25 protein-coding genes are annotated in these 25,944 nt (G+C 67.7%); 19 read left to right on the top strand and 6 right to left on the bottom strand.

Annotated features, from left to right (window positions below; translation table 11 throughout):
* Positions 1 to 191: 191 nt before the first annotated feature.
* Positions 192 to 683 (bottom strand): inorganic diphosphatase, encoded by a 492-nt coding sequence (locus ACFWPH_RS12045; RefSeq protein ID WP_378750149.1) that lies wholly within the window; start codon positions 681 to 683, stop codon positions 192 to 194.
* Between the two features lie 189 nt (positions 684 to 872).
* Here ACFWPH_RS12045 and ACFWPH_RS12040 point away from each other — a divergent pair, with 189 nt between their 5' ends.
* The 4 genes from ACFWPH_RS12040 (at position 873) to hpt (ending at position 5,551) form a co-directional block, all read left to right on the top strand.
* Complete coding sequence (locus ACFWPH_RS12040; RefSeq protein WP_378750698.1) at positions 873 to 2,363, top strand: D-alanyl-D-alanine carboxypeptidase/D-alanyl-D-alanine-endopeptidase; 1,491 nt, start codon at positions 873 to 875, stop codon at positions 2,361 to 2,363.
* A 14-nt stretch (positions 2,364 to 2,377) separates the two neighbouring features.
* Positions 2,378 to 3,496: a zinc-dependent metalloprotease gene (locus tag ACFWPH_RS12035; RefSeq protein WP_378750147.1), complete on the top strand. Its 1,119-nt coding sequence runs from the start codon at positions 2,378 to 2,380 to the stop codon at positions 3,494 to 3,496.
* A 516-nt stretch (positions 3,497 to 4,012) separates the two neighbouring features.
* On the top strand, positions 4,013 to 4,960 hold the full coding sequence (tilS, locus tag ACFWPH_RS12030) for a tRNA lysidine(34) synthetase TilS (RefSeq protein ID WP_378750696.1): 948 nt from the start codon (positions 4,013 to 4,015) through the stop codon (positions 4,958 to 4,960).
* A 27-nt stretch (positions 4,961 to 4,987) separates the two neighbouring features.
* Positions 4,988 to 5,551, top strand: coding sequence for a hypoxanthine phosphoribosyltransferase (hpt, locus tag ACFWPH_RS12025; protein ID WP_033243957.1), 564 nt, complete (start codon positions 4,988 to 4,990; stop codon positions 5,549 to 5,551).
* A 246-nt stretch (positions 5,552 to 5,797) separates the two neighbouring features.
* Here the strand turns inward: hpt and ACFWPH_RS12020 are convergent, their stop codons facing one another.
* From ACFWPH_RS12020 to ACFWPH_RS12005, 4 genes are all read right to left on the bottom strand, one after another.
* Positions 5,798 to 6,682, bottom strand: a complete 885-nt coding sequence (locus tag ACFWPH_RS12020; protein ID WP_378750145.1) for a LysR substrate-binding domain-containing protein — start codon at positions 6,680 to 6,682, stop codon at positions 5,798 to 5,800.
* A 424-nt stretch (positions 6,683 to 7,106) separates the two neighbouring features.
* Positions 7,107 to 7,940, bottom strand: coding sequence for an SDR family oxidoreductase (locus ACFWPH_RS12015; RefSeq protein ID WP_378750143.1), 834 nt, complete (start codon positions 7,938 to 7,940; stop codon positions 7,107 to 7,109).
* The gene (locus ACFWPH_RS12010; protein ID WP_378750141.1) at positions 7,937 to 9,526 is read right to left on the bottom strand and encodes an aldehyde dehydrogenase family protein; all 1,590 of its coding nucleotides are present in this window, start codon (positions 9,524 to 9,526) and stop codon (positions 7,937 to 7,939) included. Before ACFWPH_RS12010 ends, ACFWPH_RS12015 begins: the two co-directional genes overlap by 4 nt.
* A gap of 170 nt (positions 9,527 to 9,696) precedes the next feature.
* A complete protein-coding gene (locus ACFWPH_RS12005; protein ID WP_378750139.1) occupies positions 9,697 to 9,951 on the bottom strand; it encodes a DUF2277 domain-containing protein in 255 nt (84 codons plus the stop codon).
* 102 nt (positions 9,952 to 10,053) lie between these two features.
* On the opposite strand from ACFWPH_RS12005, the gene ACFWPH_RS12000 reads away from it, so the two are divergent.
* Positions 10,054 to 10,869 carry a DUF1266 domain-containing protein gene (locus ACFWPH_RS12000; RefSeq protein ID WP_062972037.1) on the top strand — a complete coding sequence of 272 codons (816 nt, stop codon included), beginning with the start codon at positions 10,054 to 10,056 and terminating at the stop codon, positions 10,867 to 10,869.
* A gap of 150 nt (positions 10,870 to 11,019) precedes the next feature.
* On the opposite strand, the gene ACFWPH_RS11995 is transcribed toward ACFWPH_RS12000, so the two are convergent.
* Positions 11,020 to 11,928 carry a hypothetical protein gene (locus ACFWPH_RS11995; RefSeq protein ID WP_378750137.1) on the bottom strand — a complete coding sequence of 303 codons (909 nt, stop codon included), beginning with the start codon at positions 11,926 to 11,928 and terminating at the stop codon, positions 11,020 to 11,022.
* A 385-nt stretch (positions 11,929 to 12,313) separates the two neighbouring features.
* Here ACFWPH_RS11995 and ftsH point away from each other — a divergent pair, with 385 nt between their 5' ends.
* The 14 genes from ftsH (at position 12,314) to lysS (ending at position 25,891) form a co-directional block, all read left to right on the top strand.
* A complete protein-coding gene (gene ftsH / locus ACFWPH_RS11990; RefSeq protein WP_378750135.1) occupies positions 12,314 to 14,707 on the top strand; it encodes an ATP-dependent zinc metalloprotease FtsH in 2,394 nt (797 codons plus the stop codon).
* Between the two features lie 75 nt (positions 14,708 to 14,782).
* Complete coding sequence (folE, locus tag ACFWPH_RS11985; protein WP_033243963.1) at positions 14,783 to 15,454, top strand: GTP cyclohydrolase I FolE; 672 nt, start codon at positions 14,783 to 14,785, stop codon at positions 15,452 to 15,454.
* A gap of 89 nt (positions 15,455 to 15,543) precedes the next feature.
* Complete coding sequence (gene folP / locus ACFWPH_RS11980) at positions 15,544 to 16,356, top strand: dihydropteroate synthase (protein ID WP_378750694.1); 813 nt, start codon at positions 15,544 to 15,546, stop codon at positions 16,354 to 16,356.
* Positions 16,353 to 16,739, top strand: coding sequence for a dihydroneopterin aldolase (gene folB / locus ACFWPH_RS11975; RefSeq protein WP_378750133.1), 387 nt, complete (start codon positions 16,353 to 16,355; stop codon positions 16,737 to 16,739). The genes folP and folB overlap by 4 nt, the downstream gene beginning before the upstream one ends.
* A complete protein-coding gene (gene folK, locus ACFWPH_RS11970; protein ID WP_378750131.1) occupies positions 16,736 to 17,281 on the top strand; it encodes a 2-amino-4-hydroxy-6-hydroxymethyldihydropteridine diphosphokinase in 546 nt (181 codons plus the stop codon). Before folB ends, folK begins: the two co-directional genes overlap by 4 nt.
* A 53-nt stretch (positions 17,282 to 17,334) precedes the next feature.
* On the top strand, positions 17,335 to 17,811 hold the full coding sequence (locus ACFWPH_RS11965) for a DUF3180 domain-containing protein (protein ID WP_378750692.1): 477 nt from the start codon (positions 17,335 to 17,337) through the stop codon (positions 17,809 to 17,811).
* A 69-nt stretch (positions 17,812 to 17,880) separates the two neighbouring features.
* Positions 17,881 to 19,002 (top strand): DUF6779 domain-containing protein, encoded by a 1,122-nt coding sequence (locus tag ACFWPH_RS11960; RefSeq protein ID WP_378750129.1) that lies wholly within the window; start codon positions 17,881 to 17,883, stop codon positions 19,000 to 19,002.
* Positions 19,003 to 19,120: 118 nt separating this feature from the next.
* Entirely contained in the window at positions 19,121 to 20,068 is a 948-nt protein-coding gene (locus tag ACFWPH_RS11955) for a Rossmann-like and DUF2520 domain-containing protein (RefSeq protein WP_378750127.1), read from the top strand.
* Between the two features lie 49 nt (positions 20,069 to 20,117).
* Complete coding sequence (gene panC / locus ACFWPH_RS11950; RefSeq protein WP_378750125.1) at positions 20,118 to 21,074, top strand: pantoate--beta-alanine ligase; 957 nt, start codon at positions 20,118 to 20,120, stop codon at positions 21,072 to 21,074.
* Positions 21,075 to 21,630: 556 nt separating this feature from the next.
* The gene (gene panD / locus ACFWPH_RS11945) at positions 21,631 to 22,050 is read left to right on the top strand and encodes an aspartate 1-decarboxylase (protein ID WP_033243968.1); all 420 of its coding nucleotides are present in this window, start codon (positions 21,631 to 21,633) and stop codon (positions 22,048 to 22,050) included.
* A gap of 17 nt (positions 22,051 to 22,067) precedes the next feature.
* Positions 22,068 to 22,862, top strand: a complete 795-nt coding sequence (locus ACFWPH_RS11940; protein WP_378750123.1) for a type III pantothenate kinase — start codon at positions 22,068 to 22,070, stop codon at positions 22,860 to 22,862.
* 206 nt (positions 22,863 to 23,068) lie between these two features.
* Positions 23,069 to 23,695, top strand: a complete 627-nt coding sequence (locus ACFWPH_RS11935; RefSeq protein ID WP_378750121.1) for a cysteine dioxygenase — start codon at positions 23,069 to 23,071, stop codon at positions 23,693 to 23,695.
* An 8-nt stretch (positions 23,696 to 23,703) separates the two neighbouring features.
* A complete protein-coding gene (locus ACFWPH_RS11930) occupies positions 23,704 to 24,126 on the top strand; it encodes a rhodanese-like domain-containing protein (RefSeq protein ID WP_378750119.1) in 423 nt (140 codons plus the stop codon).
* 298 nt (positions 24,127 to 24,424) lie between these two features.
* Positions 24,425 to 25,891: a lysine--tRNA ligase gene (gene lysS, locus ACFWPH_RS11925; RefSeq protein ID WP_378750690.1), complete on the top strand. Its 1,467-nt coding sequence runs from the start codon at positions 24,425 to 24,427 to the stop codon at positions 25,889 to 25,891.
* Positions 25,892 to 25,944 lie beyond the last annotated feature (53 nt).

The following is a 25,944-nucleotide window of genomic DNA, read 5'->3' as shown; positions in this document are numbered from 1 at the left end:
TCTCGCGGGCGGAAAGCATGGACGGGCCGAACCCTTTCAGGGCCTCGCTGGACTCGGCGCCGCCGTGGTTGCGTTCGTTCGGTTCGGGGCTGAACTTTCCGAGGTCGGTGCTACTGACCGATCGGTTTTCGATGTCCCGCGACGTCGGTCCCTCCCACATTCGGATCGGGTAGGTATCGCGCGCCGAAAACTCAGTGCCCGCCTTTGTCCTTCAGCCGCTGGAAGGAAGCCTCGATCTCGGTCTCGGCCTCGGCGCGCCCGACCCATTCCGAACCCTTGACGTACTTGCCGGGCTCGAGGTCCTTGTACCGCTCGAAGAAATGCTTGATCGCGGCCAGTTCGAACTCCGGAACGTCCGCGAGGTCCTGGATATGGTCCCAGCGCGGGTCTCCGGCGGGTACGCACAGGATCTTGTCGTCGCCGCCCGCTTCGTCGGTCATCCGGTACATGGCCACCGGGCGGGCCTCGACGATGACGCCGGGGAACACCGAGTCCGGCAGCAGTACGAGCGCGTCCAGCGGGTCGCCGTCTTCGCCGAGGGTGTCCTCGATGAAGCCGTAGTCGGCCGGGTAGCCCATCGAGGTGTACAGGAACCGGTCGAGCCGGACCCGTCCCGTTTCGTGGTCGACCTCGTACTTGTTGCGCGACCCCTTGGGGATCTCGATGGTGACGTCGAACTCCACGCCAGCTCCTTCCGCTGCTCTCACGATGCACCGTGGTGGCCGGCGCCGGCCGGCGCACCCGGTTGTTCGCCGAGAACGGTAGCGGAACACCGATAGGGTTGTCGGCGGCACATGGGTTCGGCGGGGTCCGGTGCCACGGACAGGTACGAGGGAGACGGCGGCAGCGTGGTTTGGCAGGGTGGCAGCGGGATGGACGGGTCGGCAGGACGCCGGCGCCGTGGGTTGCGGGCGTGGTTGATCACCGTCCTGGTGGGGCTGGTGGGCGCGGGTGTGGTGCTGGCGGTCGTATTGCAACCGTGGACTCCGGAATTCCGGCACGGTGGGCTCACCGTCGCGGCGCCGCCTGCCCCGGTCCGGGTGCTTCCGGATGTCCGGCCGGCGCCCGATACCGGTCCGGTGCCCAGCGCTGCCGGGGTCGCGGCGGCCCTCGGCCCGGTGGCCGCCAATCCTGACCTGGGTGGTTTCGCGGGGTCGGTCACCGATGCCGAGACCGGCACCGTGCTGTGGAATTCCCGCGCCGACGAACCGCGTGTGCCGTCGTCGACGGCCAAGATCATGACCACCGCCGCCGCGCTGCTCACCCTGCCCGCAGATCAGCGGGTGCAGACCCGGGTGGTGGCGGGTGCGGCGCCGAACGAGATCGTGCTCGTCGCCGGCGGCGATCCCACGCTGACCGCGCAACCCGGCGGGAAGGGCTACTACCCGGGGGCCGCCAGCTTGGCCGACCTCGCGAATCAGGTGCGTAACGCCGATGTGCGGGCCGACACCATTGTGGTCGATATCTCGCGTTACACCGGCCCGGCGATGGCCCGGGGCTGGGATCCGATCGATATCGGCGGCGGTTCCATCGCCCCTCTGGAACCGGTCATGCTCGACGGTGGCCGGCTGGATCCGCTGGTCGAGTATTCGCCACGTTCGGGCACTCCGGCGCTGGATGTGGGCCGGCGGTTGGCGACCGAACTCGGCCTCGATCCGGCGAAGGTGCGGATCGGCAGCGCGCCGCAGGGCACCAAGCGACTGGCCGAGGTGGCGTCCGCGCCGCTGCGCGACCGGTTGCGCGACATGATGGTGCACTCGGACAACGTGCTGGCCGAGACGATCGGCCGGGAAGTCGCGCAGGCCACCGGCCATCCGGCATCGTTCGACGGCGCTGCCGCCGCGGTCGCCGCGGTGCTCACCGAGCACGGTTTCGATCTGAGCGGCGTCACCATGCACGATTGCAGTGGCCTGTCGACCGACGACCGGATTCCGGCGCGGGTGCTGGATCGAATCCTGGCCACCGCCGCCGGCCCCGGACCGGAGGAGGAGCCGGCGAGCACCGCACCGAATCCGGTGCTACCGCCGCTCGGTGCCGGTGCCGGTGCCGGGTCGAAATCCGAACCCGCCGACCCCGAGCAGTCCCTGACCGCCGCGCTGGTCCCGCTGCTCGACTATCTGCCGGTCGCCGGCGGTACCGGTTCGCTGGCCGGTCGTTATGTCACGCAGAACCAGGGCGGCGCGGGGTGGGTGCGCGCCAAGACCGGAACTCTGTCGGTGGCCAGTACGTTGGCCGGGTATGTGCTGGATCGTGATGGCCGGGTCCTGACCTTCACCTTGATGTCGAGCGATCGGCCGCCGGAGGTCAGCCGGCCCGCATTGGACGCCGTCGCGACCACGCTGCGCAACTGTGGATGTTCCTGACGGCTGGAGGGCGCATGACGATTCGACAAGGTCCGGGCGGGCCCGGCGCGCCCGAGTCGGCCGATAACGGCTCACCCGATACCGGTAGCGAGCGGCGCACGTTTTCGGGTGCGGTGGATTGGCGTTGGGCCGCCCGTACCGGGTCGGCGCTGGTACCGGCCGGGCCACGAACCTCCCGGCTCGCCGCCGAGCAGGCCGTGGCCGAACTCGCCGACGCGTCGGTGCGGGCCGAGGCACCGGTCCGCGCGGTGACCGGTCTGCTCGACGATCAGCCGGTGCCCGCCGCGCGGATCGTCGACCGCCCCGGCTGGATCGGTGCCGCGGCCGATTCCATGTCGCTGCTCACCGGAACGGGAACGGCGGACCGCGGTGGCGCGCTCGCCGGTAAACCGGCCGGTGTGCAGGTGGGCGCCATGCTCGCCTTCCTGTCCACCGCGATCCTCGGCCAGTACGACCCGTTCACCGGCCCGGACGGCACCCTGCTGCTGGTGGCGCCGAATATCGTCGGTGTCGAGCGGGCGCTGGGTGTGACGCCGGCGGATTTCCGTTTCTGGGTCTGCCTGCACGAGGTGACCCACCGGGTGCAGTTCTCGGCGTCCCCGTGGCTGTCCGGCTATATGCGCGAGAACGTCGAGGTGCTCGGCGATATCGAGGACGAGGCGACCTCGGAGATGCTGGGACGGTTGATCACCGAACTCAAGCTGCGGCGCAGCGGCCAGGCCTCCGACGATCCGAATTCGCGCGGCGTGGTCGGTTTGCTGCGCGCCACCCAACCGCCAGCGCAGCGCGAGGCGCTGGATCGGCTGCTGATGCTGGGCACCCTGCTCGAGGGGCACGCCGACCATGTGATGGACGCTGTCGGCCCGAGTGTGGTGCCCACGGTCGAGCAGATCCGGGCGGCTTTCGACAAACGGCGCACCCGGCCCGCCAACCCTGTCCAGCGCCTGCTGCGCGCACTGCTGGGAATCGACGCGAAGGTTGCACAGTATGTGCGCGGTAAGGCCTTCGTCGACGAGGTGGTCGCCACGGTCGGTATGCAGCAGTTCAACGCGATATGGACCGATGCCGATACCCTGCCGCGCGCCGAGGAGATCGACGACCCACGCCGCTGGATCACCCGGGTCCTGGACTGACCTCCGGCCGGAGGAGCCAGAGACGAAAGCCCCGACTCCGCCCCCCTCGGCGCCGACAAGACAACACACCGCCCCGTCAAGGCCCGCCTCTCCCCGGGGTGGGGCCCGCCCGGTTCTGGAGCGACGGAGCGGGGGAGCGAAGCGGAGGAGCGGAGGAGTGAAGAACCGGGCCTATAAGGGCCCCACCCTCGAGCCGCGGAGCGGCTCCAAAATCACAGAGCGGCTCCAAAATTACAGCCCGCCCTTACCGGACGGTCTGCCCGGCCAGCGCAGTCGAGTGATTTTCGCTCGTTCATGGTGGTGTGCCGTGTGCCCCTTGGCAGGGGCGAGTAACCGGCAGGTGAAGAATCGAGGTGGCCAGGCCCGAACCGGCGACGCCGAAAGGTAGCGCCATGACACGGAAGCGATGGAGTGGACAACGAGACCGAGGGCGGCCCGGACCTTGCGGCCCCGGAGTCGGTGCCGGGGCACAGCGCCGCGACACAGCCGGTCCGGTTACCCGAGACACCCGCGGTTCTGGCTCTGCGGCACGCCGTCCGGGGTTGGCTGACGCGCTTCCGGCCCGCGGAATCGACGGTGGCTGTGGCCCTGTCGGGTGGCGCCGATTCGCTCGCTTTGACGGCCGCGGCAGTCGCCGAGGCGGCGACGGTGGACGCGCTGGTCGTGGACCATCGGTTGCAGGCCGGGTCGGACGAGGTCGCGGCGACGGCGGCGGCCACCGCGCGAGCGCTGGGCTGTCGATCGGTGCGCGTACTGCCGGTCGAAGTGAACGGCCCCGGCGGTATGGAGGCGGCCGCACGCACCGCCCGCTACAGCGCACTGGACCACGCGTGCGGTGACCTGCCGGTGCTGCTCGGGCATACGCTCGACGATCAGGCCGAGACCGTGCTGCTCGGACTCGGCCGCGGTTCCGGAGCACGCTCGATCCAGGGGATGGCGCCGTTCGACGAACCATGGGGCCGGCCACTGCTGAATGTCCGGCGGGAGACCACCCGGCAGTTCTGCGCGGACCTCGGTTTGGTGCCGTATGAGGATCCACACAATCTTTCCCTGGAATTCACCCGTGTCCGCCTGCGCACCGAAGTCCTGCCGCTCCTGGAGGATGTGCTCGGTGGTAGCGCGGCCCTCGCGCTGTCCCGTACCGCCGAACTGTTACGCGAGGACAACGCCGCACTCGACGAGTTCGCTGCCGAACTGCTGGTCCGGGCGGAATTCGGCGGCTCGGGCCTGTCCTGCGCGGTACTCGCCGACGCGGCCCCGGCAGTGCGGCGCCGGACCGTGCGGGCCTGGCTGCTGGCCTGCGGAGTGCGGGTGGTGACAGGCGCACACCTCCGGGCGGTGGACGATCTTGTAGTCGCCTGGCACGGCCAGGGCGGGGTCGCGGTGAGTGGGGGAGAGCGGGGGACCAGGTTGGTCGTCGTCCGCGAGCATGGCAGGCTGACACTTGCCCGCGCGACCGGGTGAGCCGAAACCGAAGGGAAACCAGCTGACGTGTACGGGGACGATATCGCTTCGGTCCTGATCACCGAGGAAGAAATCGAGGCCAAGGTCAGCGAGCTGGCCGAACTGATCTCCAAGCGGTACCCGGCCGATGCCCCGGAGGGGGATCTGCTGCTGGTCGGAGTACTCAAGGGCGCGATCTTCTTCATGACCGACCTCGCCAAGGCCCTACCCATCCCGACCCAGCTGGAGTTCATGGCCGTCTCGTCCTACGGGTCGTCCACCTCGTCCTCCGGCGTCGTGCGCATCATGAAGGATCTGGACAAGGACATCGCCGGTCGTAATGTGCTGATCGTCGAGGACATCATCGATTCGGGCCTGACGCTGTCCTGGCTGATGCGTAACCTCTCCACCCGCAACCCGGCCTCGCTCGAGGTGGTGACCCTGTTGCGTAAGCCCGATGCGCTGCGCACCCAGGTCGAGGTGGCGAATGTGGGCTTCGATATCCCCAACGAGTTCGTTGTGGGATACGGCCTGGACTACGCCGAGCGCTACCGCGACCTGCCCTATATCGGCACCCTGCACCCGCGCGTCTACGGCGGCGAAACCGACTGAGACCCGGCGGTGGGCGGTGAGCCCCCGAACGAAGGTGCCCACCGGTGGCGAGTTCCCGATCGAACATGCTCGCCGTCCCGACCGAACGTGCCCACCAGTTGTGCCGAGTTCAGCGAGGCCCACAAAGGGTTCGGCCCGCGTGGTGCTTCAGCACCCGATGCGATGCGCCGCAGGCGCGAGTGTCGGGTGCTGAAGCACCACGCCAAAAGGGCCGAACCCCGCGGCGCCGCAGGCGCCGCAGAAAACTCAAGCCGGGATGGCGGGTGGTTCCGCGAAACCTCCGGCGACGGCCCGCTGGCCGAATTCCAGAATGGTCGGCCTGGTGTCGTCGGTACGCCAGGCGACCGCGAGTTCACACGGCGCGATCCCGGTGAGGGGGCGCGCGGTCAGTCCGGGCCACCGGTACATCGGCACGTTGTTCTCGGCCAGCATGCACAGTCCCAGTCCCAGTCCGACGGCTTCCAGCCGGTCTTCCGGGGTGGCGGCTTCCGCACCGATCTTCGCCGCCCGGCCGTTGCGGGCATCGTTGCCCAGCCAGAAATCGCGGACCGCGCCGGCTTCGGCGGGGAGCGCGATGAACGGCTCGTCGATCAGGTCGGCGAAGTCGATCATTTCCTGACCTGCCCGTGGATGGTTTTCCGGGAGCAGGACCCAGCGCCGCTCGGTGCGCAGCACCTGCCAGCGGTAGCGGTTGGGGTCGGGTAGCGGGAGCCAGACCAGGGCCAGATCGGCTTGGCGGCCGGACAGGCCGCTGGACGGATCGGTCCAGGAGGCCTGGTGCAATGCGAGCCGGTGGCCGCTGGCGCTTTCCAGGTCGTTGAGCAGGCCGCGGCCCAGGTTCGATTGCAGGCCGACGCGTAGTACTTCGCCCGCTTCCTGCAGTGAGCCGTTGGTGGTTTCCCAGAGTTCCAGGATCTTGCGGGCACCGCCCAGCAATTCCTTACCTGCCACCGTGAGTGCGACGCTGCGCTGGTTGCGGTCGAACAGGACCACATCGAGCTGACGTTCCAGCTGCCGGATTTGACGCGACAGTGTCGGTTGAGCGATGTGCAACCGCTGGGCGGCGTTGGTGAAGTGCAGTTCCTCGGCGACGGCGACGAAATACCGCAGATCGCGCAAATGCGGGTCCATAGCACCTTGCTATCAGAATCGTTGCTGAATTTCCAGCCCTAATATGTTCGGAAGGTCCGCATAGCGGCCCAGAAACAGTCGGCAGGTTTGTTAGTGACAGCTTATTCGGTGTCACGGTGATGTGCATCATCGGTTTCGCGCCGCGCGGTCTGTGTGACGATCGCGGGCGATACGACGTAAAACGCCGGGCGTTTCCGGTGGTAGAGCTCTTCATGGAATATGGGGTGCCCACCTCGGGTGATGAAGTCGCCGGACTGTCGGGGTTGCGGCCGCGGCGGCGGATTTCGTGCGGCCTCTACCCGACTATGCACGTCAAGTGACATTGATCACAATAGTGTTTCGATAGGCGTCCGATGGCGCGGACGACAACGCCGCGGGCCGGTAGCGGACCGCGGCGTGTATCGGCCGATCGAAGCTCGGCGTCTCAGTCGTTGCGGATACGTTCCTCGTAGGCCTTGCGCTGTTCGCTGTCCACATCGTCGAGGAAGGTCTGCGCCGACCCCATCGAGCGGCCCAGCGCATCGCCCACCGACTGCGGTAGCAGGTTCACGAAAACCGACATGGCGCCCGCGGCCCGCGTCACCCGGGCCTTCGCCTTGGGTTTGGCGATGAGCCGGACCACCGCGGCGGCGATATCCTCCGGCTCCGCGGCCGGCAGACCCTTGGGCGCCGCGACGCCGGACCCGAGTTCGGTCCTGGTCAGGGTCGGCAGGACCGAGGAGAATTCGACGCCGGTCCCGCGGTACTCCTCGCGCAGGGTGTCGGTGAAACCCAATACCGCGTGCTTGGAGGCGTTGTAGGTGGCCAGGCCCGGAATGTGGGTCTCACCGGCCAGCGAGGCGATATTAATGATGTGTCCGCGCCTGCGTTCGAGCATCCGGGCCAGCGCGATCTTCGAACCGAGGACCACGCCGTAGACGTTGATGTCCAGGATCCGGCGGGTGATCTGATCGGATTCGTCGACCAGCCGCCCGGTCGGCATGATCCCCGCATTGTTGATCAGTACGTCGATCGGTCCGAGCTCGCGCTCGACATCGTCGAGGAAAGTGGTGAACGACTGCTGATCGGTGACATCGAGCCGGCCGTAGTGGTCGAAATCGTGGTCGGTACCCGATTCCTTGACCGTTTTCTCGTCGATATCGCCGATCGCGATCTTCGCGCCCAGTTTCGCCAGCGCCACGGCGGTGGCCAGGCCGATTCCGCGTGCGCCGCCGGTGATCACGACAACCTTGCCGCGGAGGGGAACGGTGCCGGTCATCGTTTGTCTCCCTTGAGTCGGAGCAGGGCGGGAAGGTCGATCCGGCGCATACCGCGCGCACCGGCCGCCCGCATGGCGCCCAGTCCGATCAGGATCTTGTTCAGGTCGTAGGGCATCCAGGTCAGCTCGCGTTCCTGTGTCGGCAGCAGCGGTGTGGTGATCGCCTTCGCCTTGCAGTACTTGCGCACGCCCTGGGCCCCGCCCCAGCGGGCGCCGACACCGGAATCGCCCCAGCCGCCCATCGGCAGCGCGAAGTTGAACAGGTTGGCGAAAATATCGTTGATGTTCACCGCGCCCGCGTTCAACGCACGCGCCACCCGCTCGCCCCGGGCCTTGTCGCCGGTCCATACCGAGGCGGACAGGCCGTACACCGAATCGTTGGCCAGTCGGACGGCCTCGGCCTCGTCGGCGACCTTCATCACCGGCAGGGTCGGCCCGAAGGTCTCCTCGGCGATACAGGACATGCTGTGGTCGACATCGACCAGAACCGTCGGTTCGAAGAACGTGCCCTCGCCGGTCCGTTTACCGCCGGTCAGGATTTTCGCGCCCGCGGCCACCGCTTCCTCGACATGCCGGGACACGATCGCGACCTGGCTCTCGTTCGCCATGGCGCCGACATCGTTGCGGGGGACGCGATCGTCGCGCCCCTGGCGCAGGGATTTCACGTTCGCGGTCAGTTTGGCGACGAATTCGTCGTATACCGGGGCCTCGACGTAGACCCGTTCCACCGAGATGCAGACCTGACCGGAGTTGAACATGCCGCCGAACGCGATACCGTGCGCGGCGCGATCGAGATCGGCATCGGCGAGCACGATCGCCGGGTCCTTACCTCCCAGCTCCAGGCTGTAGGGAATCATGCGGGCGGCGCAGGCGGCGGCGATCCGGCGGCCGGTGGCGGTGGAGCCGGTGAACTGGATGTAATCGGCGTTGTCCACCACTGCCGCACCGGTCGCGCCCGCTCCGGTGACGACGGAGAACACCGGGGGCGCGCCGATCTCGGACCAGCCGCGGGCCAGTTCGAGGGCCGACAGTGGGGTGACCTCGGACGGCTTCAAGATCACTGCGGCCCCGGCCGCCAGGGCCGGGATCACATCGAGGATCGGCATGGCCAGCGGGAAATTCCACGGCGTGATCACGCCGACCACCGGATACGGTTCGAATACCGTGGTCAGCCGTTTCACCCGGGCCAGCGGGCTGTGCGGGGCCGGATGCTCGTCGGCCAGGAATTTGGGTGCGCGCCGGGCGTAGTAGCCGATCAGATCGCTGCCGAAGATCGGGTCGATGAGGGAATCCACCCGGGGCTTACCGGTTTCGGACTGGAGGACATCGGCGAGGGACTCGGTGTTGTCGATGATCCAGTCCTGCAGTTTCAGCAGCCATTCTTTGCGCCCGTTCGCGCCGATGGCCGCCCATTCGCGCTGGTGCTCGCGTAGTTCGGCGATTCGCGCTGCGACCTGCTCGGCCGGAGTATCGGGAACGCTGCCGACGATTTCGCCGGTGGCGGGGTTGAGGACTCGGATATCCGCGTCCGGGGGCCGGCCCGTGGCGGGCTCGGTATCGGGTCGTTCCGATTCGGTATCGGTCACTGCTGTTCTCCCACTGCATCGTGCTGGAACTGCTGGTGGCCGATCACAGTGGATCAGCGCACAGCACCGATCGTGACACAATTCACCGGTAACTGCCTCAGCATCTCATAGATGCGGGGCAGCTTCTCTGGGGCCACCGCGCCCGGTCGCGGCGTCCCGGTAGTGCGTGGTTACAGGTTCTCCCGAGCCAACCGGCGCAGTGGCGGTTCGGAGGTGGGCGGAACTCGCCGGTCGGGCAACTCTGTCAACAGGGTGGTGGTTGCCTCGGCGACCGCGGCCACTGCCTTGTCCACCGCGGGTTTGGTGGCCGAACTCAGTCCGGACAGGCCACCGACCTTGCGCACATACTGCTGTGCGGCGGCGTAGATCTCCTCCTCGGTGGCGGCGGGTTCCAGACCTCGCAAGACGGTGATGTTTCTACACATGAATGCACATTAGCGCCGGAACCGGTGCCGTGACAGGACAAGCCGAAAATGTGAAAACACATTGACCGGCCCGGGGTCGGACGGGGGTCCTACACTCACGGTATGGCTGCTGCCGGATTGCCCACGCCGACCCCCTTCCCCTATCCGGAGCTCGACAAGCGCGAGGAGGACCATTGGTCCGGCGCGCAGATCGACGATGGCCGCTTGCGGGCATTGTCGCTGGGCGCCTTCTACTCGGCGCGCTGGGACGCGTTCCACGACGAACTGCTGCTCGGCCCCGAACGCGACCATCCGCTGGGCGACCGGCGCGAACTGGCCATCGACACGCTCACCGGAGCCTGGGGAATCACCGACGGTACCGAGGCCCGCGCCTCGATGGAACAACTCCTCGAAGGGATGCACGCCCCGCTCTACGCCCTGGTCCACCCGCTGGTGACCGCCTCACTGAACGCCAGCGAACGGGACCGGTTCGGTGAGCGCGCCGACCGGCACCGCGCCTTCCTCCGGCAGGTTGCCTCGTTCCGCGGTATCGACAATTCCGAAGCCCTGGTCCGCGACTACGACATCTGGTCCCAAGCGATCAAAATCGGTTTCACCGATCATCTGTCCCGCCCCCTGCCCGCCGATATCCACGCCTGGGATCTGGCGCGGGTGGTCGCGGTGGCCCGGATGGCCTATACCGCCGGCTATATCGAAGCGGATGTCGCCTGGGACTATCTGGCCCGTGCGCTACCGCTGGCCCAGCGCAAATACCGCAACTGGCGCCAGTTCGGCGACGCCTACCTCACCGGCTGGACCTACTGGCAGGCCTGTGAAGACCTGGCCGAACTCAAGGACGGCGGGGTGGACCGCCGGCTCGAATTGTTACGACTATGGCTACGCCCGACCAGCCCTTGGCGTCGTATAGACCTGGTGTAGTGCGATAGCGCCCCGGGCCCGCCCCGCGTCGGCGACCCCGCTGTTGCAGATCGCCGAACCCAATCGACGCCGGGGCGGCGACCTGTGCCCAGCCCGGCGAGAAGGACGTCGGCGTGCCTCTCGGCTCGCGCGGCCTTCTCGCCGCGGCCGTCAGATACCCGGCAGGGAGCGCAGGATGCCGCGGCCGTAGCGCTGGAACTGGGTGTCGTCGACCATTCCCAGCGAGTGCCGTTCCACCAGCAGTTCCCATTCGGAGTACAACTGCGCGACGCTCGGATCGGCCGGACCCGCCGAACCGTCCAGGGCGATCAGCCGGACGGCGAAGTTGATGGCGTAGGTCATCCGCTCGGTATCGGCGCGATCCAGCCCCGTGAAGCACATCGTGGTGTTGCCGTCGCGCACCTCGATGATGGGGCGGCGGTCCGCGTCGCGTAGCCCGCCCGCCATCGAACCGGGTTCCTCCGTGGCCCGCGCCATCATGATCATCGGGATCGGCAGATCGTGGGCGTAGGGCTCGTCCGTGCTCAGCGACGCGAGGAGCAGGCGTTTCGTGGTGACCGTGAGCAGGCAGGCGTCGTCGTCGCCGACCGGTGGATGGGCGATCACATACGCGGTTTCCAGCACGTACTCGTCACCGTCGACGAGGCTGTGCAGATCGTGCAGCGCCGCTTCGCCACGCCCGGTGACCGACATCCGGCCCACGGCCCGGTCGACGTCCGCGCGAACCGGACCCCGTTCGGTGACCTCGGGGGCCGGTGGGTTCAGCGCCGGAGCGGAGATATCGATTCGCTGCGCGGCCAGAATCTGGTCGTTGATCCGCGAGACGATCCCGGCGGCGGCGGGGACGTCGTGTTCGGCGATCAGCACGGGAAGTGGCGTCCGGTCGGCGGGCACGCCGACCAGTACCGGGGTCGGATAACGCAGGTAGATCTCGATGACGACCGCATCGTCGGCGCGCCGGCTGAGCCGCACTTCCAGCAGGTCGGTGACCGCTACGTCGAGCACCCGCTCGCCGTCGGTCTCGGTATCGCCGTCGGCTTCCGGGCGAAGAACTACCAAACGTCCTTCGCCGTGCCGAACTATTGCTGTGGGTGTCCGTAACTCGACTATGTCCATACCCCCTGCGCTCGGGTCGTACGTCGATCATCATCGGTCGGGCGTGCCATGATTGTGATCACTACGAGATATCACAGACCACGACGCCGGGAACCACCGTGGTTTTCCGGCCGTTTACCTGTTGAACTGCATCACCAGCCGAACTCCTCGCTTGCGATAAGTCAGGAAGCGCGATGTATCGAGTAGACCGTACGCGGTAACGTGGCATGTCCGCATCCGAATCCGCCCACCGGGCGGTCCCGGAAGTGGGTTGCGCCGCTCGAGACCGACGCATCGCTAGGCAAAACGCGGAGACGCCTGAAAGGACTGGCCGCCCGGCCGACGCTCTATGAACCGCAAGACAGTGTTTCGCACCCTGGCGATAATCGCGGGCATTCTGCTCGTGATCTATCTGTTCAGTTACTTCGGCAACGACACCCGCGGCTGGCAGAGCGTCGATACGTCGGTGGCGCTCGAGCAGCTGAAGGACAAGGAGAACGTCGCCAACGTCCAGATCGATGATCGCGAGCAGCAGCTGCGGATCGAACTGAGGAACGGCAACGAGGCCACCGAAGGCCAGAATCAGATCATCGCCAAATATCCCGGCGGTAGCGACACCTCGTCGCAGATCTTCCAGGCCGTTCAGGAGTCCGGCGCGCCGTACAACACGGTCGTCAAACAGGAGAGCTGGGTCACCCAGATCCTGCTGTTCGTGCTGCCGATGGTCATCCTGCTCGGCCTGTTCATCTTCGTGATGTCGCGGATGCAGGGCGGTGGCCGCGGCGGCATGATGGGCTTCGGTAAATCCAAGGCCAAACAGCTGTCGAAGGATATGCCCAAGACCACGTTCGCCGATGTCGCAGGCGCCGACGAAGCGGTCGAGGAGCTCTACGAGATCAAGGACTTCCTGCAGAGTCCCGTGCGCTATCAGGCGCTGGGCGCGAAGATCCCGAAGGGCGTGCTGCTCTACGGTCCGCCCGGAACGGGTAAGACGCTGCTCGCGCGGGCCGTCGCGGGTGAGGCCGGGGTGCCCTTCTTCACCATCTCCGGCTCGGATTTCGTGGAGATGTTCGTCGGTGTCGGCGCGTCCCGCGTGCGTGACCTGTTCGAACAGGCCAAACAGAACAGTCCGTGCATCATCTTCGTCGACGAGATCGACGCGGTCGGCCGCCAGCGCGGCGCCGGCCTCGGCGGCGGGCACGACGAACGTGAACAGACGCTCAACCAGCTGCTGGTCGAGATGGACGGTTTCGGCGACCGCACCGGCGTCATCCTGATCGCCGCCACCAACCGCCCCGATATCCTCGATCCCGCGCTGCTGCGCCCGGGCCGGTTCGACCGGCAGATCCCGGTCAGCAACCCCGACCTGGCCGGTCGCCGGTCGATTCTGCGGGTGCATTCGCAGGGTAAGCCGATCGCGCCGGATGCCGATCTCGACGGTCTGGCCAAGCGCACCGTCGGTATGTCCGGTGCCGATCTGGCGAACGTCATCAACGAGGCCGCGCTGCTCACCGCCCGGGAGAACGGCGCCACGATCACCGGCGACGCGCTCGAGGAATCGGTGGACCGGGTGATCGGCGGGCCACGTCGTAAGAGCCGGATCATCAGCGAACACGAGAAGAAGATCACCGCCTACCACGAGGGCGGTCACGCCCTGGCGGCGTGGGCGATGCCCGATATCGAACCGGTCTACAAGGTGACGATTCTGGCCCGCGGCCGCACCGGCGGTCACGCGATGACCGTCCCCGAGGACGACAAGGGCCTGATGACCCGCTCCGAGATGATCGCCCGGTTGGTCATGGCAATGGGCGGTCGCGCGGCGGAGGAACTGGTGTTCCACGAGCCCACCACGGGCGCGTCCTCCGATATCGACCAGGCCACCAAGATCTCGCGCGCGATGGTCACCGAATACGGGATGAGTGCCCGCCTGGGTGCTGTCCGTTACGGCCAGGAGCAGGGCGATCCGTTCCTGGGCCGGTCCATGGGCACCGCTTCGGATTATTCGCACGAGGTCGCGGGGGCGATCGACGTGGAGGTCCGCAACCTCATCGAGGCCGCGCATACCGAGGCCTGGTCGATCCTGAGCGAATACCGTGATGTGCTCGACGAGCTGGCCACCGCGCTGCTGGAACGCGAAACCCTGCATCGCAAGGATCTGGAAGTCATCCTCAGTGCAGTGCAGAAGCGGCCGCGGATCACCGCGTTCAACGATTTCGGTGATCGGGTGCCGTCGGACAAACCGCCGGTGAAGACGCCGGGCGAACTCGCGGCCGAACGCGGTGAGCCCTGGCCGCCGGAGCCGAAGGTCCCTGCCGGTATTCCCCCCGCCGACCCCGCGGCCGCGGGCAGCCTCCCGCAACCCGCCGGATACCCGGACGCACCGGTCGCGCCGCCCGGATACGGGCAGCCGCCGGCCGGTTACCCGGCTCCGCAGCAGCCCGCGCCCGCGTATCCGCGTGGTGCCACGCAGGGGTCGCGGCCCGATTACGGTGCTCCTGCGGGCTGGTCGGCCCCGGGCTGGCCGCCGCGGGAACCGCAGTCACCGCCCGCCGAACGCGGTTACGGTGACCCCCCTCCCGAGCAGCCGCACCATGCCCATCCCGGCCCGAACTCCGCCGGATACCGTGGCGAAGGCGCTACCCCGCCGTACGACCGTGGCCAGGGTGATCCCGGCTACGGTTCCGGCGAGGAGCCCGGTCGTGGCGGCCCGCACTCCTGGGACAGCCCGAACGGCCGGCAGTAGTCAGGCGCCGATTACGCTCGGACCCGACGGCGCCCGGTCATTACTGCCGCGCCCGGATTGTGGAGGTGTCCTCGAATGTCGGCCAATCAGCAGACCAACGGCCATACGACCGGTATCCCCGCCGAACTGGGCGAGACCGGTGGCCCGGCGCCGGAGCTGATCGCCCGGCATACCGGAAAGCCGTTCGACCAGCAGCGCGCCGAGGCCGCGGTACGGGAGTTGCTGCTCGCGGTGGGCGAGAATCCCGATCGGCCCGGGCTGCTGGATACACCCGCGCGGGTCGCGCGGGCCTACCGGGAGATGTTCGCCGGGCTGTATGTGGAACCCGATGCGGTGCTGAACACCACCTTCGACGAGGAGCACCAGGAGCTGGTGCTGGTTCGTGATATCCCGATGTACTCGACCTGCGAGCATCACCTGGTGTCGTTCCACGGCGTCGCGCACGTCGGTTATATCCCCGGCCCGCACGGCCGGGTGACCGGCTTGTCGAAACTGGCCCGGCTGGTCGACCTGTACGCGAAACGCCCCCAGGTGCAGGAACGGCTGACCAGCCAGGTCGCGGACGCAGTGATGCGCAAACTGGATCCGCGCGGCGCGATCGTGGTGATCGAGGCCGAACATCTGTGCATGGCCATGCGCGGTATCCGTAAACCCGGCGCCAGTACCACGACCTCCGCGGTCCGCGGGCTGTTGCAGACCAATTCGGCCTCGCGCTCCGAGGCCCTCGACCTGATTCTGCGCAAGTGAGCGATCAGCGTTCCGCCGCCGCCCCCACCCTGACCGGTGTGGTGCCCCGGCCGGGGGTGCAACCGCGGCCGGGCCGGTCGTGTGTGGTGATGGGCATCGTGAACGTGACCAGTGATTCGTTCTCCGACGGCGGGCGCTATCTGGACCCGGACCGGGCCGTCGAACACGGGGTCCGGCTCTACGAGTCCGGCGCCGACATCATCGATGTGGGCGGGGAATCGACCCGGCCGGGCGCGGTGCGGGTCGATCCGGAAACCGAGGTCGAACGGGTGGTCCCGGTGATCGCGGGGCTGGTCGCGGCCGGTGTGCCCACCAGCGTCGACACCATGCGTGCCGTGGTCGCGGAAGCGGCCATGGCGGCGGGCGTGTCGGTGATCAACGATGTATCGGGCGGACGGGCCGATCCGGCGATGGCCGGGGTGGTCGCCGCCGCCGATATTCCGTGGATCCTCATGCACTGGCGGGCGGCCGCCGATTACCGGCATACCGGCCCGGCCGACCGTTACGACGATGTCGTGGCCGAAGTACGGGCGGAACTCGGGGTCCAGGTGCGGCACGCGGTTGCCGCGGGGGTGGATCCGGCCCGGATCATTCTCGACCCGGGCCTGGGTTTCGCCAAGAACGCCGAACACAACTGGGCGCTGCTGGGCGCGCTGGACAGTTTCGTCGCGGACGGTTTCCCGGTGCTGATCGGGGCCTCACGGAAACGTTTCCTGGGTACGCTGCTAGCGGAGAACGACGATCCACGCCCGCCCGCCGGGCGGGAAACCGCCACCGCCACGATTTCGGCGCTGGCGGCCTGGCACGGCGCATGGGGGGTCCGGGTGCACGATGTGCGCGGTTCGCAGGACGCGATCGCGGTAACCGATGCCTGGCGCCGCGCGATGGGAGACGCGCGGTGAGCACCGGGGCCGGGGACCGGATCGAACTGCGTGGCCTGCGGGTCTTCGGCTACCACGGGGTTTTCGAACACGAACGCCGGGACGGGCAGGAATTCGTCGTCGACCTCACCGTCTGGACCGATATCTCCGCGGCGGCCGCCACCGATGATCTCGCCCGGACCGTGGATTACGGCGCGCTCGCAGAACTTGCCGTGACGATCGTGCAGGGGCCTGCGCGCAATCTCATCGAGACCGTGGCCGCCGAAATCGCCGGCCGGGTGCGCGCTGTTCCCGGTGTCGCCGATGTCGAGGTTGTGCTGCACAAACCGAGCGCACCGATCCCGCACAGTTTCACCGATGTCCGCGTGGTCACCGCGGGCCGGCGGGAACAGGGGGCCGAATGACGCGCGCGGTCCTGTCCATCGGTTCGAATATGGGGGATCGGCTCGCGCTGTTGCGCGGTGTCGTCGCCGGATTCGGTGCGCGGGTCCGGGCGGTCTCGCCGGTGTACAGCACCGCCCCGTGGGGCGGTGTGGAACAGGACGATTTCCTCAACGCCGTACTGGTCGTCGACGATCCGGCGTACGACTGCCGGGCCTGGCTGGCGCACGGGCAGCGACTCGAACAGGCCGCCGGCCGGGAGCGGACGGTGCGCTGGGGCGCCCGCACCCTCGACGTGGATATCGTTGCCTGCGCCGAACACGTCGCCGGGAAGTGGCGATCCTGTCGCAGTACCGACCCCGACCTCACGCTTCCGCATCCGCGCGCGCACGAACGCGCCTTCGTTCTGGTTCCGTGGCTGGACGTGGAACCGGAGGCCGTGCTGGACGTCGCGGGTACCGGACACCCGGTGCGGGAGTTGTTGTCGAAGCTGGACGCGGGCGAGGTCGCGGGGGTTCACCGCACCGGCCTCACCCTGCTACCCGCCGCGGGAGCCGCACCATGACCTCCGGGGGCAGCGATAAGAACACCCGCGGTAACGGCGGCGACGACGGCGATATGAGGCTGAAACCCACCCGTATCCGGGAGTTGCTCGCCAATATCGCGATCGCGGCCGTTATCGCCTGGGTGGCCACCCGGCTCGCCTACGGGAGTTTCCCGCCGATCTCCACGATCGCGGGGGCCTCGCTGTACCCGGTGGCAGCGCTCGAGGCGGCACTCGGGTTCTATATCCGCGCCCGGGTGAGCAACAGCCAGATCGGTGCCGACCGGCGCCAGCTGCATCCGATCACGGTGGCCCGGGCGTTGGCGCTGGCGAAGGCGTCCGCGCAGGTGGGTTCGCTGGTGGCCGGGGTCTGGCTGGGGTTCCTGCTGTGGATCTTCCCGCAGCGCGGGGATCTGCGGGCCGCGGATGGGGACTATCCGGGCGCCCTCATCGGCTGCGGCGCGGGTATCGCGCTGGCGGTCGCGGCACTGTGGCTCGAACACTGCTGCCGGGCCCCGGACGACCCCACTGACGAGCCCGCGCCATCCTAGACCTCTTCGTGATGGATCACGCCCATTCTGACCTGGGCGCGTCCGACTTTCACGATTACTCTTGCGGGCATGGTGTCACCGTCCCGCAGTAGTTCTTCCGTGCGCAGCCGGGAAGATGTGGGCAAATTTTTCCTCGGCGGCCTGGTGCTGCTCGGGGTGGTGGCCAGTGTTCTGCTGGTGCTCAGCGATAGCGTGCAGCTCATCCGTGTGGGGCTGGTCGCCGCGTTGTGGGCGGCGGTCCTGGGGGCGTGGGCGGTGAGCCGGTATCAGGCCAAGGTCCGGGATCTGCGTGGCGCGTATGAGCGGGAACTGGAGCGCGAGGTCAGCGCGCGCCGCGAACACGAGCTCGGAATCGAGGCCCGGGTGCGTTCGGAGGTGGGCGCCGACGCGACCGAGATGGCCGCGCTGCGGGCCGAGCTCGCGGTGCTGCGCCGGCAGCTCGAACGGCTCTTCGACGGTGAACTCCCGCCGGAGCGTCCCGCGCTGCCGGCCGCGTCCTTCCGTATCCAGGAACTGCCCAGCGCGCACGACCGGGCCGGTTTCGCGGCGGCCTGGCCGCCGGCCGAGGACGGTGAGCGGCGCGCGGTCGACGCCTGGGCCAACGCCGCGGCGAGCTGGTCGCATGCGGCGGACGGCTGGGTCGATACCGAACACGAGGTGGCGGAATCGGACGCCGATACCGCGGACCGGAATACCGTCACCCCCGTCTACGAAAGCGATCATCCGGGCCGCCCCCGGTTCGCCGGCCCCGACGATGACCCCATCACCGCCGAAACGGCGATCGTGCGCCTCGACGACGACCCGGTTGAGGCCCGGCCAGAGGCGAGGTTCGCGGGTTCGAGCTGGGCCGATGCGTTCACCGAGGTCGACGACGCCACGGATATGCCCGGCGGTGCCGAGCGACACGGTCCGCCGCACCCCGCCGAATTCGTCCAGGGCCCGCCGCGGCCGCCCGAGCCCGTCCACGGTCCGCCCGCACCGCGTCGCCCGGCCGCCGCCGAATCCGAATCGCCCAAGACACCGGCTGCGGCGAAGGCCCGGGGCAACACCCGCGCCCCGGGCAAGTTGTCCCCGCGCTCGGTCAATTCCCGGCGCCGCCGTACCCAATCCGATCCGGCGGGATCCCGCCGGCTGTCGGTCGCCGAGATCATGGCGAACCTGCGCCGGGAAGAAGAGCAGCGCAGCTCCTGAGTGCGGCATATCACCCGGTGCGCCCGTGGCGCATCGGCGGTCGCGAGTCATATCCTCGATGCGTAACGTCCGGTACCCGCAGCGCGGGACTGGAACGACTTTTTCCGAGAGGACACTGTTGACCTCGCCACGCGTGACTCCTGGCAATCCGGCCGCGAGTGGTGATCCGGCGCCCGCACGCCTGACGGTAGGAATCGTTTCGGCGGGACGCGTGGGATCCGCACTCGGCGCCGCGCTCGAACGCGCCGGACATGTGGTGTTCGGCGTCGCCGCCATCTCCGACGCGTCGGTGCAGCGGGCGCGTACCCGGCTGCCCGAATCCCGGATCCTGCCGGTCGAGGAGGTCGCTGCGCGCTGCGAACTGCTCATCCTGGCGGTCCCGGACGCCGAACTGGCCGGGTTGGTGCGCGGGCTGGCGAGCGCGCGGACGGTGCGGCCGGGCACGATCGTGGCGCATACGTCGGGCGCGAACGGTATCGCGATCCTGGCGCCGCTGGAGGAAGCCGGCGTCCGACCGCTGGCCATTCATCCGGCGATGACCTTCACCGGCCATGACGAGGATCTGTCCCGCCTGGCCAATGCATGTTTCGGGATCACCGCGGCGGACGAGATCGGTTACGCCATCGCGCAGTCGCTGGTGATCGAGATGGGCGGGGAACCGGTCCGGGTGGCCGAGGAACACCGCACCCTTTATCACGCCGCGCTCGCCCACGGCAGCAATCACCTGGTCACCCTGGTACTCGACGCCGTGCAGGCCCTGCGCGAAGCGCTCGCCGGGCCGGGGCTACTCGGCCAGCAGACCATCGACGATCAGCCCAACGGCCTGCCCGAACGGCTGCTCGCACCGCTGGTCTCGGCAGCGCTCGACAATGCGCTGCGCCGCGGCCAGGCCGCGCTCACCGGCCCGGTCGCCCGGGGCGATACCGCCGCCGTCGCCGCGCATCTCGAGGCGTTGACCGCGGCCGATCCGCAGATCGCCGCCGGGTATCGGGCCATGTCGCGGCGCACCGCCGAACGGGCGCAGGCTCCCGAGGAACTTCGTGCACTGCTGGAGGAACACCGATGACGCAATATCTGCGCCGCGGAGGGCATGCACCGGATCCGAAGGAGGCAGCATGACGGATCAGACCCTGCGCGACGCCTACCGCGCCGGCGAGCTGACCGTGCAGCACGACCCGGCCGTTCTCGGGAAGGTTGTCCGCGCGCTGCGCCGTTCCGGCCGCACCGTCGGACTCGTCCCCACCATGGGTGCCCTGCACGAAGGTCACGTGGAACTGGTCCGTCGCGCGAAGCGCACCAACCAGGTCGTGGTCGTCTCGATTTTCGTCAACCCGCTGCAGTTCGGGGCGAACGAGGATCTCGACAGCTATCCGCGCACCCTCGACGCGGATGTCGAACTGCTCCGCGCGGAGGGCGTCGACCTGGTGTTCGCCCCGAGCGCGGCGGATATGTACCCCGACGGCCCGCGCACCACGGTGCAGCCGGGCCCGCTGGGCGCCGAACTGGAGGGCGGCTCCCGGCCGACTCATTTCGCCGGGATGCTCACGGTGGTGGCGAAACTACTGCAGATGGCGAGCCCGCACGAGGCCTTCTTCGGCGAGAAGGACTACCAGCAGCTGGCGTTGATCCGGCAGATGGTCCGCGATCTGAACTTCGACGTGAAGATCGTCGCCGTCCCGACGGTCCGCGAAGCCGACGGCCTGGCCCTGTCCTCACGCAACCGCTACCTCGACCCCACTCAGCGCGAACTCGCCACCACCCTTTCGGCCGCGCTACTGGCCGGTGCCCGTTCCGGCGCCGCAGGCGGACAGGCCGTGCTGGACGCGGCGCACTCGGTCCTGGCCGCAGCCCCCGGCATCGAACTGGACTACCTGGAACTGCGCGCCGCGGATCTGGGCCCCGCCCCGGAAACAGGCAACGCCCGCCTCCTGATCGCGGCCCGCGTCGGCAGCACCCGCTTGATCGACAACGCCGCCGTCCAGCTCGGTGTACAACTGGACGGCCACCCCGACGCGGACCTCTCGTCCCCGCAGGCGGAACAGCCCGCCACCACCACAGGTGCCGACCGATGAGTACGCGTGTAGCCGAAGCGCCCGCCGCCGGCCGGCCCCGACCCACGCTGCTCCGCGAAGGCGCCGAGCCGAACCACTCCACGGCTCCCTCGGGCACCCACACAAGTCGGTCAAGCGTGATTGCGGCCGATATCGACTCTGAGATAGTGCACGGCTTTCTCTCCTCCGGCCGGCCCACCTTCCCGGGGTGGGGCCCGCCCGGTTCTGGAGCGACGGAGCGGGGGAGCGAAGCGGAGGAGCGCAGGAGTGAAGAACCGGGCCTCCAAGGGCCCCACCCTCGAGCCGCGGAGCGGCTCCAAAATCACAGCCCCGCCCTTCGCGGAAGCTTTATCCCGGGACCAGGGCTGATGGTCCACCTCCATGGGTGGGGCGCGGCGAACCCACGACGCTGTGTCTCTCCAGCTGGTTCACCTCCGAGGTTCGGGGCCCGTCTCGTTCTGGAGCGACGGAGCGGGGGAGCGAAGCGGAGGAGCGGAGGAGTGAAGAACGAGACCAAGGGGGGCCCCGAACCCCGCGGTGCCGGAGGCGGCGCCATAGATACAGAAGGGCGACAGTGATGTTGCGGACCATGATGAAGTCGAAGATCCACCGGGCCACCGTGACCCATGCCGATCTGCATTACGTCGGATCGGTGACTGTGGACCAGGATCTGCTGGACGCCGCCGATCTGCTCGAAGGTGAGCAGGTCTGCATTGTCGATATCGACAACGGGGCCCGGCTCGAGACCTATGTGATCGCCGGTGAGCGTGGTTCCGGGGTGATCGGTATCAACGGTGCCGCCGCCCATCTGGTCAACCCGGGTGATCTGGTGATTCTCATTGCGTACGGGATGATGGACGAGGCCGAGCTGCGCGATTACGACCCGAAGGTGGTGTTCGTGGATTCGCGGAACCGGGCGGTGGAGCTGGGTTCGGATCCGGCGCATGCGCCGGAGGGCTCGGATCTCATCAGCCCGCGTAATCTGTCGCTGGTCTGAGCGCCGACGGCACTCGTATGCTGCTGACCCTCGACGTCCGCACCACCAGCACTGTCATCGGGCTGATGAACGGCACCGATTCCGGAGCGGAACTGGTGCGGCACTGGCGGATTCACACCAATCCACTGCACACCGCCGACGAGTTCGCCATGAATCTGCGCGGGCTGCTGGGGGCCGATCTCGATACGGTGACCGGTATCGCGGGCCTGTCCACCATGCCGCCCATGCTGCGGGAAATGCGGCTGATGCTGGATCGCTACTGGCAGCACGTACCGCATGTGCTGGTGGAGCCCGGGGTGCGGACCGGTATCCCGCTGTTGGTGGACAACCCGAAAGAGGTCGGTGCGGACCGGATCGTCAACAGCCTCGCGGCCTATCACGAATACGGCACCGCTTCGATCGTGGTGGATTTCGGGGTGTCGATCTGTGTGGATCTGGTGTCGGCGAAGGGGGAGTTCCTCGGGGGTGTCATCGCACCGGGGGTGGAGATCGCGACCGAGGCACTGATCGAGCGGGCCGCGCTGCGGCGGGTGGAGCTGACCCGGCCGAGGTCGGTGGTCGGCAAGAACAGTGTCGAATGTATGCAGGCCGGCGCCATTTTCGGTTTCGCGGGCCTGGTGGACGGTCTCGTCGACCGGATCCGCGACGATATCGACGGGTTCTCCGGCGACGATATCGCCGTGGTGGCGACGGGCCCGGCGGCGCCGTTGATCCTGGACGAATCCGAGACCATCGAACATCATCTGCCGCATCTGACGCTGACCGGTCTGCAGCTCGTCTACGAACGTAACCAGCGGCGCAGTCGCGGCTGAGCGCACCGGGGTGTAGTCGCGGCCGAGTAAACAGATATGTGATGTATTCCGCTGGGCCGGGTGTGGCCGCCGGCGGTCCGGATTGCTAAGCTCGCCGTGTGTTGTTCCGCATGCGTACCCAGGAGTGTTGTCGAGGCTGATTCGCCTCGACCGTTCGAGGCATCCCGAATTCCTCGTTCGTTCTCATTCCTCCTGGAGATGCGCAGATGCGTTCCCCTGTTCTTTCTTCCGTAGTCCGGCCCTCGGCCCGTGACAGCGCCGCCGCGGCGGCGAATCCGATTCCCGATCGCCCGATTGCTCCGGCGTTGCCCACCCGCCTGCGTCCCGCGGATCTGTTACGGCTGACCGACGAGACCGGCGAAGATGTGCTCGCCGGCCGATACGATCATCTGCTTCCCGAAGACGGCCGCTGGCCGCTGGTGGATCGCTGGGCTACGCGGCTGGCGGCCGATGACGAGGTCGATATCTGGCTGATCAGCTGGACACCCGAGAAATCCACGAAACTGCACGATCATGCCGGTTCGCTCGGTGCGCTGACCGTGCTCAGCGGCGCGCTCGCCGAGTACCGCTGGAACGGCTCCGAACTGCGGCATCGGATCCTGGCGGCGGGTGATCAGGCAGCTTTCCCGATCGGCTGGGTCCACGATGTCGTTCGTGCTTCCGGCCGGGCCGCGGTCGCGGGCCGGACCGACCCCGGACCGCTGGATCCGACGCTGAGCGTGCACGCCTACTCGCCTCCGCTGACCGCCATGTCCTATTACGAGGTGACCGGTCACGGTGGCCTCCGACGTACCCACACCGTCCTCACCGACCAGCCCGAAGGTGATCTCTGATGCCGTCGATGACCATCGACCAAATGCTCGACAACGCCCGTTCCCAGCTGCGGCGGATCCAGCCGATCGAAGTGCCGGCCGCGCTCGCGCGGGGCGCGATCCTGGTGGATATCCGGCCGGTGGCACAGCGGTCCCGCGAGGGGACGTTGCCCGGCGCGCTGGTGATCGAACGGAATGTGCTGGAGTGGCGGCTGGATCCGAGCAGTTCGGCCCGGCTGGCGCTGGCCACGGATCATGATGTCGAGTGGATCGTGGTGTGCTCGCAGGGTTACACGTCGAGCTTGGCCGCGGCCTCGTTGCGTCAATTGGGGTTGCACCGCGCGACCGATCTGGTCGGCGGTTACCAGGCCCTGGTAGCTGCGGGTATGCGCACGGTGGCGACCGGCGCCGAGCACTTCACCAGGGAAGTTCGTTCGCTCGCGGTTCTCTGAATTGTTCCGGGGCCGGCGGCGAATAGATCCGGAGCGCAATACATTTCCGTGCTGTCGTCACACCGGTGGTAATTCCTAAGCAACCAAATGGTCTATTTTCGTGGCCCGTCCGCGCATACCCGTGCCGATTCCATATGGCGCGGTCCAGGGGGCGGGCGGCTGACGAATCGATTTGCCGTGCACGCTAGGGTGGTTCGCTGTGAGCAACCCGAACCCCTCGTCATCCGGCGGCTCCGCGGGCACTGTTCCCGCGGGGCGATCCAGCCGCTCCGTGGAAGTCGACGACATCCCCGAGCAGATGCGGATCCGCCGGGAGAAGCGGGAACGGCTGCTCGCCGCGGGCGGCGAGGCCTATCCGGTGGTGGTGCCCCGCACCCATACGCTGGCCGAAATCCGGGCCGCTCATCCGGATCTCGCGGCCGATACCGCGACCGGTCAGCAGGCCGGTGTGGCGGGGCGCGTCATCTTCATGCGCAATACCGGAAAATTGTGTTTCGCGAAGTTGCAGGAGGGTGACGGCACCACGTTGCAGGCGATGATCAGCCTGAACGGGGTCGGCGCCGACGCCTTGGCGGCGTGGAAAGCCGATGTGGATCTCGGCGATATGGTTTTCGTCCACGGTGAAGTCATCTCATCGCGTACGGGCGAATTGAGCATTATGGCCGATTCCTGGTCGATGGCGTCCAAGGCGCTGCGGCCGCTGCCCGTCGCCCACAAGGAGATGAGCGAGGAATCGCGGGTCCGTCAGCGTTATGTGGACCTTATCCTGCGCCCGGAGGCACGGGAGATGGCCCGTACCCGGGTCGCGGTGGTGCGGGCGCTGCGCAATGCGCTCGAACGCCGGGGGTTCCTCGAGGTCGAGACACCGATGCTGCAGACCCTGCACGGCGGTGCCGCGGCACGGCCCTTCCGGACGCATTCCAATGCGCTCGATATGGATCTCTACCTGCGCATTGCTCCGGAGCTGTTTCTCAAGCGCTGTGTTGTCGGCGGGATCGAGCGGGTCTTCGAGATCAATCGCAACTTCCGTAACGAGGGCGCTGATTCCACCCATTCGCCCGAGTTCGCGATGCTGGAAACTTATCAAGCGTACGGAACCTACGACGACTCCGCGCGGATGACCCGGGAATTGATCCAGGAAGTTGCTCGAGAGGCTCTGGGAACTGAGGTCGTGACGCTTGCCGACGGGTCGGAATACGACCTGAGCGGCGAGTGGACAACCGTGGAGATGTATCCGTCGCTATCGGAGTCGCTGGGCGTCGAGGTCACTCCCGAAACAACTGTCCCGGAATTGCTGGCGCTCGCCGAACGGGAAGGTCTGGAAATTCCCGAAGGCAAGGGCTACGGCCACGGCAAACTGGTCGAAGAACTCTGGGAACACTGCTACGGCGACAAGCTGGACAAGCCGACTTTCGTCCGTGATTTTCCGGTCGAGACATCGCCGCTGACCAGGCAGCATCGGTCGCGTGCCGGGGTGGCCGAGAAGTGGGATCTATATGTCCGCGGCTTCGAGTTGGCCACGGGCTATTCGGAGTTGGTCGATCCGGTCATCCAGCGTGAACGGTTCGCAGATCAGGCGCGGCTCGCCGCAGCCGGCGACGACGAAGCAATGGTTCTGGACGAAGAGTTCCTCGCCGCGATGGAACACGGGATGCCGCCGACAACCGGAACCGGTATGGGAATCGATAGGTTGTTGATGGCGCTCACCGGATTGGGAATCCGGGAAACGATACTGTTCCCAATAGTGCGGCCGGTCGGCCGTTGAGCGATCGGTTTGCATAGCCGATCGCTCGTCTTGGAATTTTCCGAATTCGAGGT

It is taken from the genome of Nocardia sp. NPDC058499, from assembly GCF_042719915.1.
Classification (GTDB): domain Bacteria; phylum Actinomycetota; class Actinomycetes; order Mycobacteriales; family Mycobacteriaceae; genus Nocardia.
Note: the sequence above shows the minus strand (reverse complement) of the source record. Positions and strands in the feature narration are given on the sequence as shown.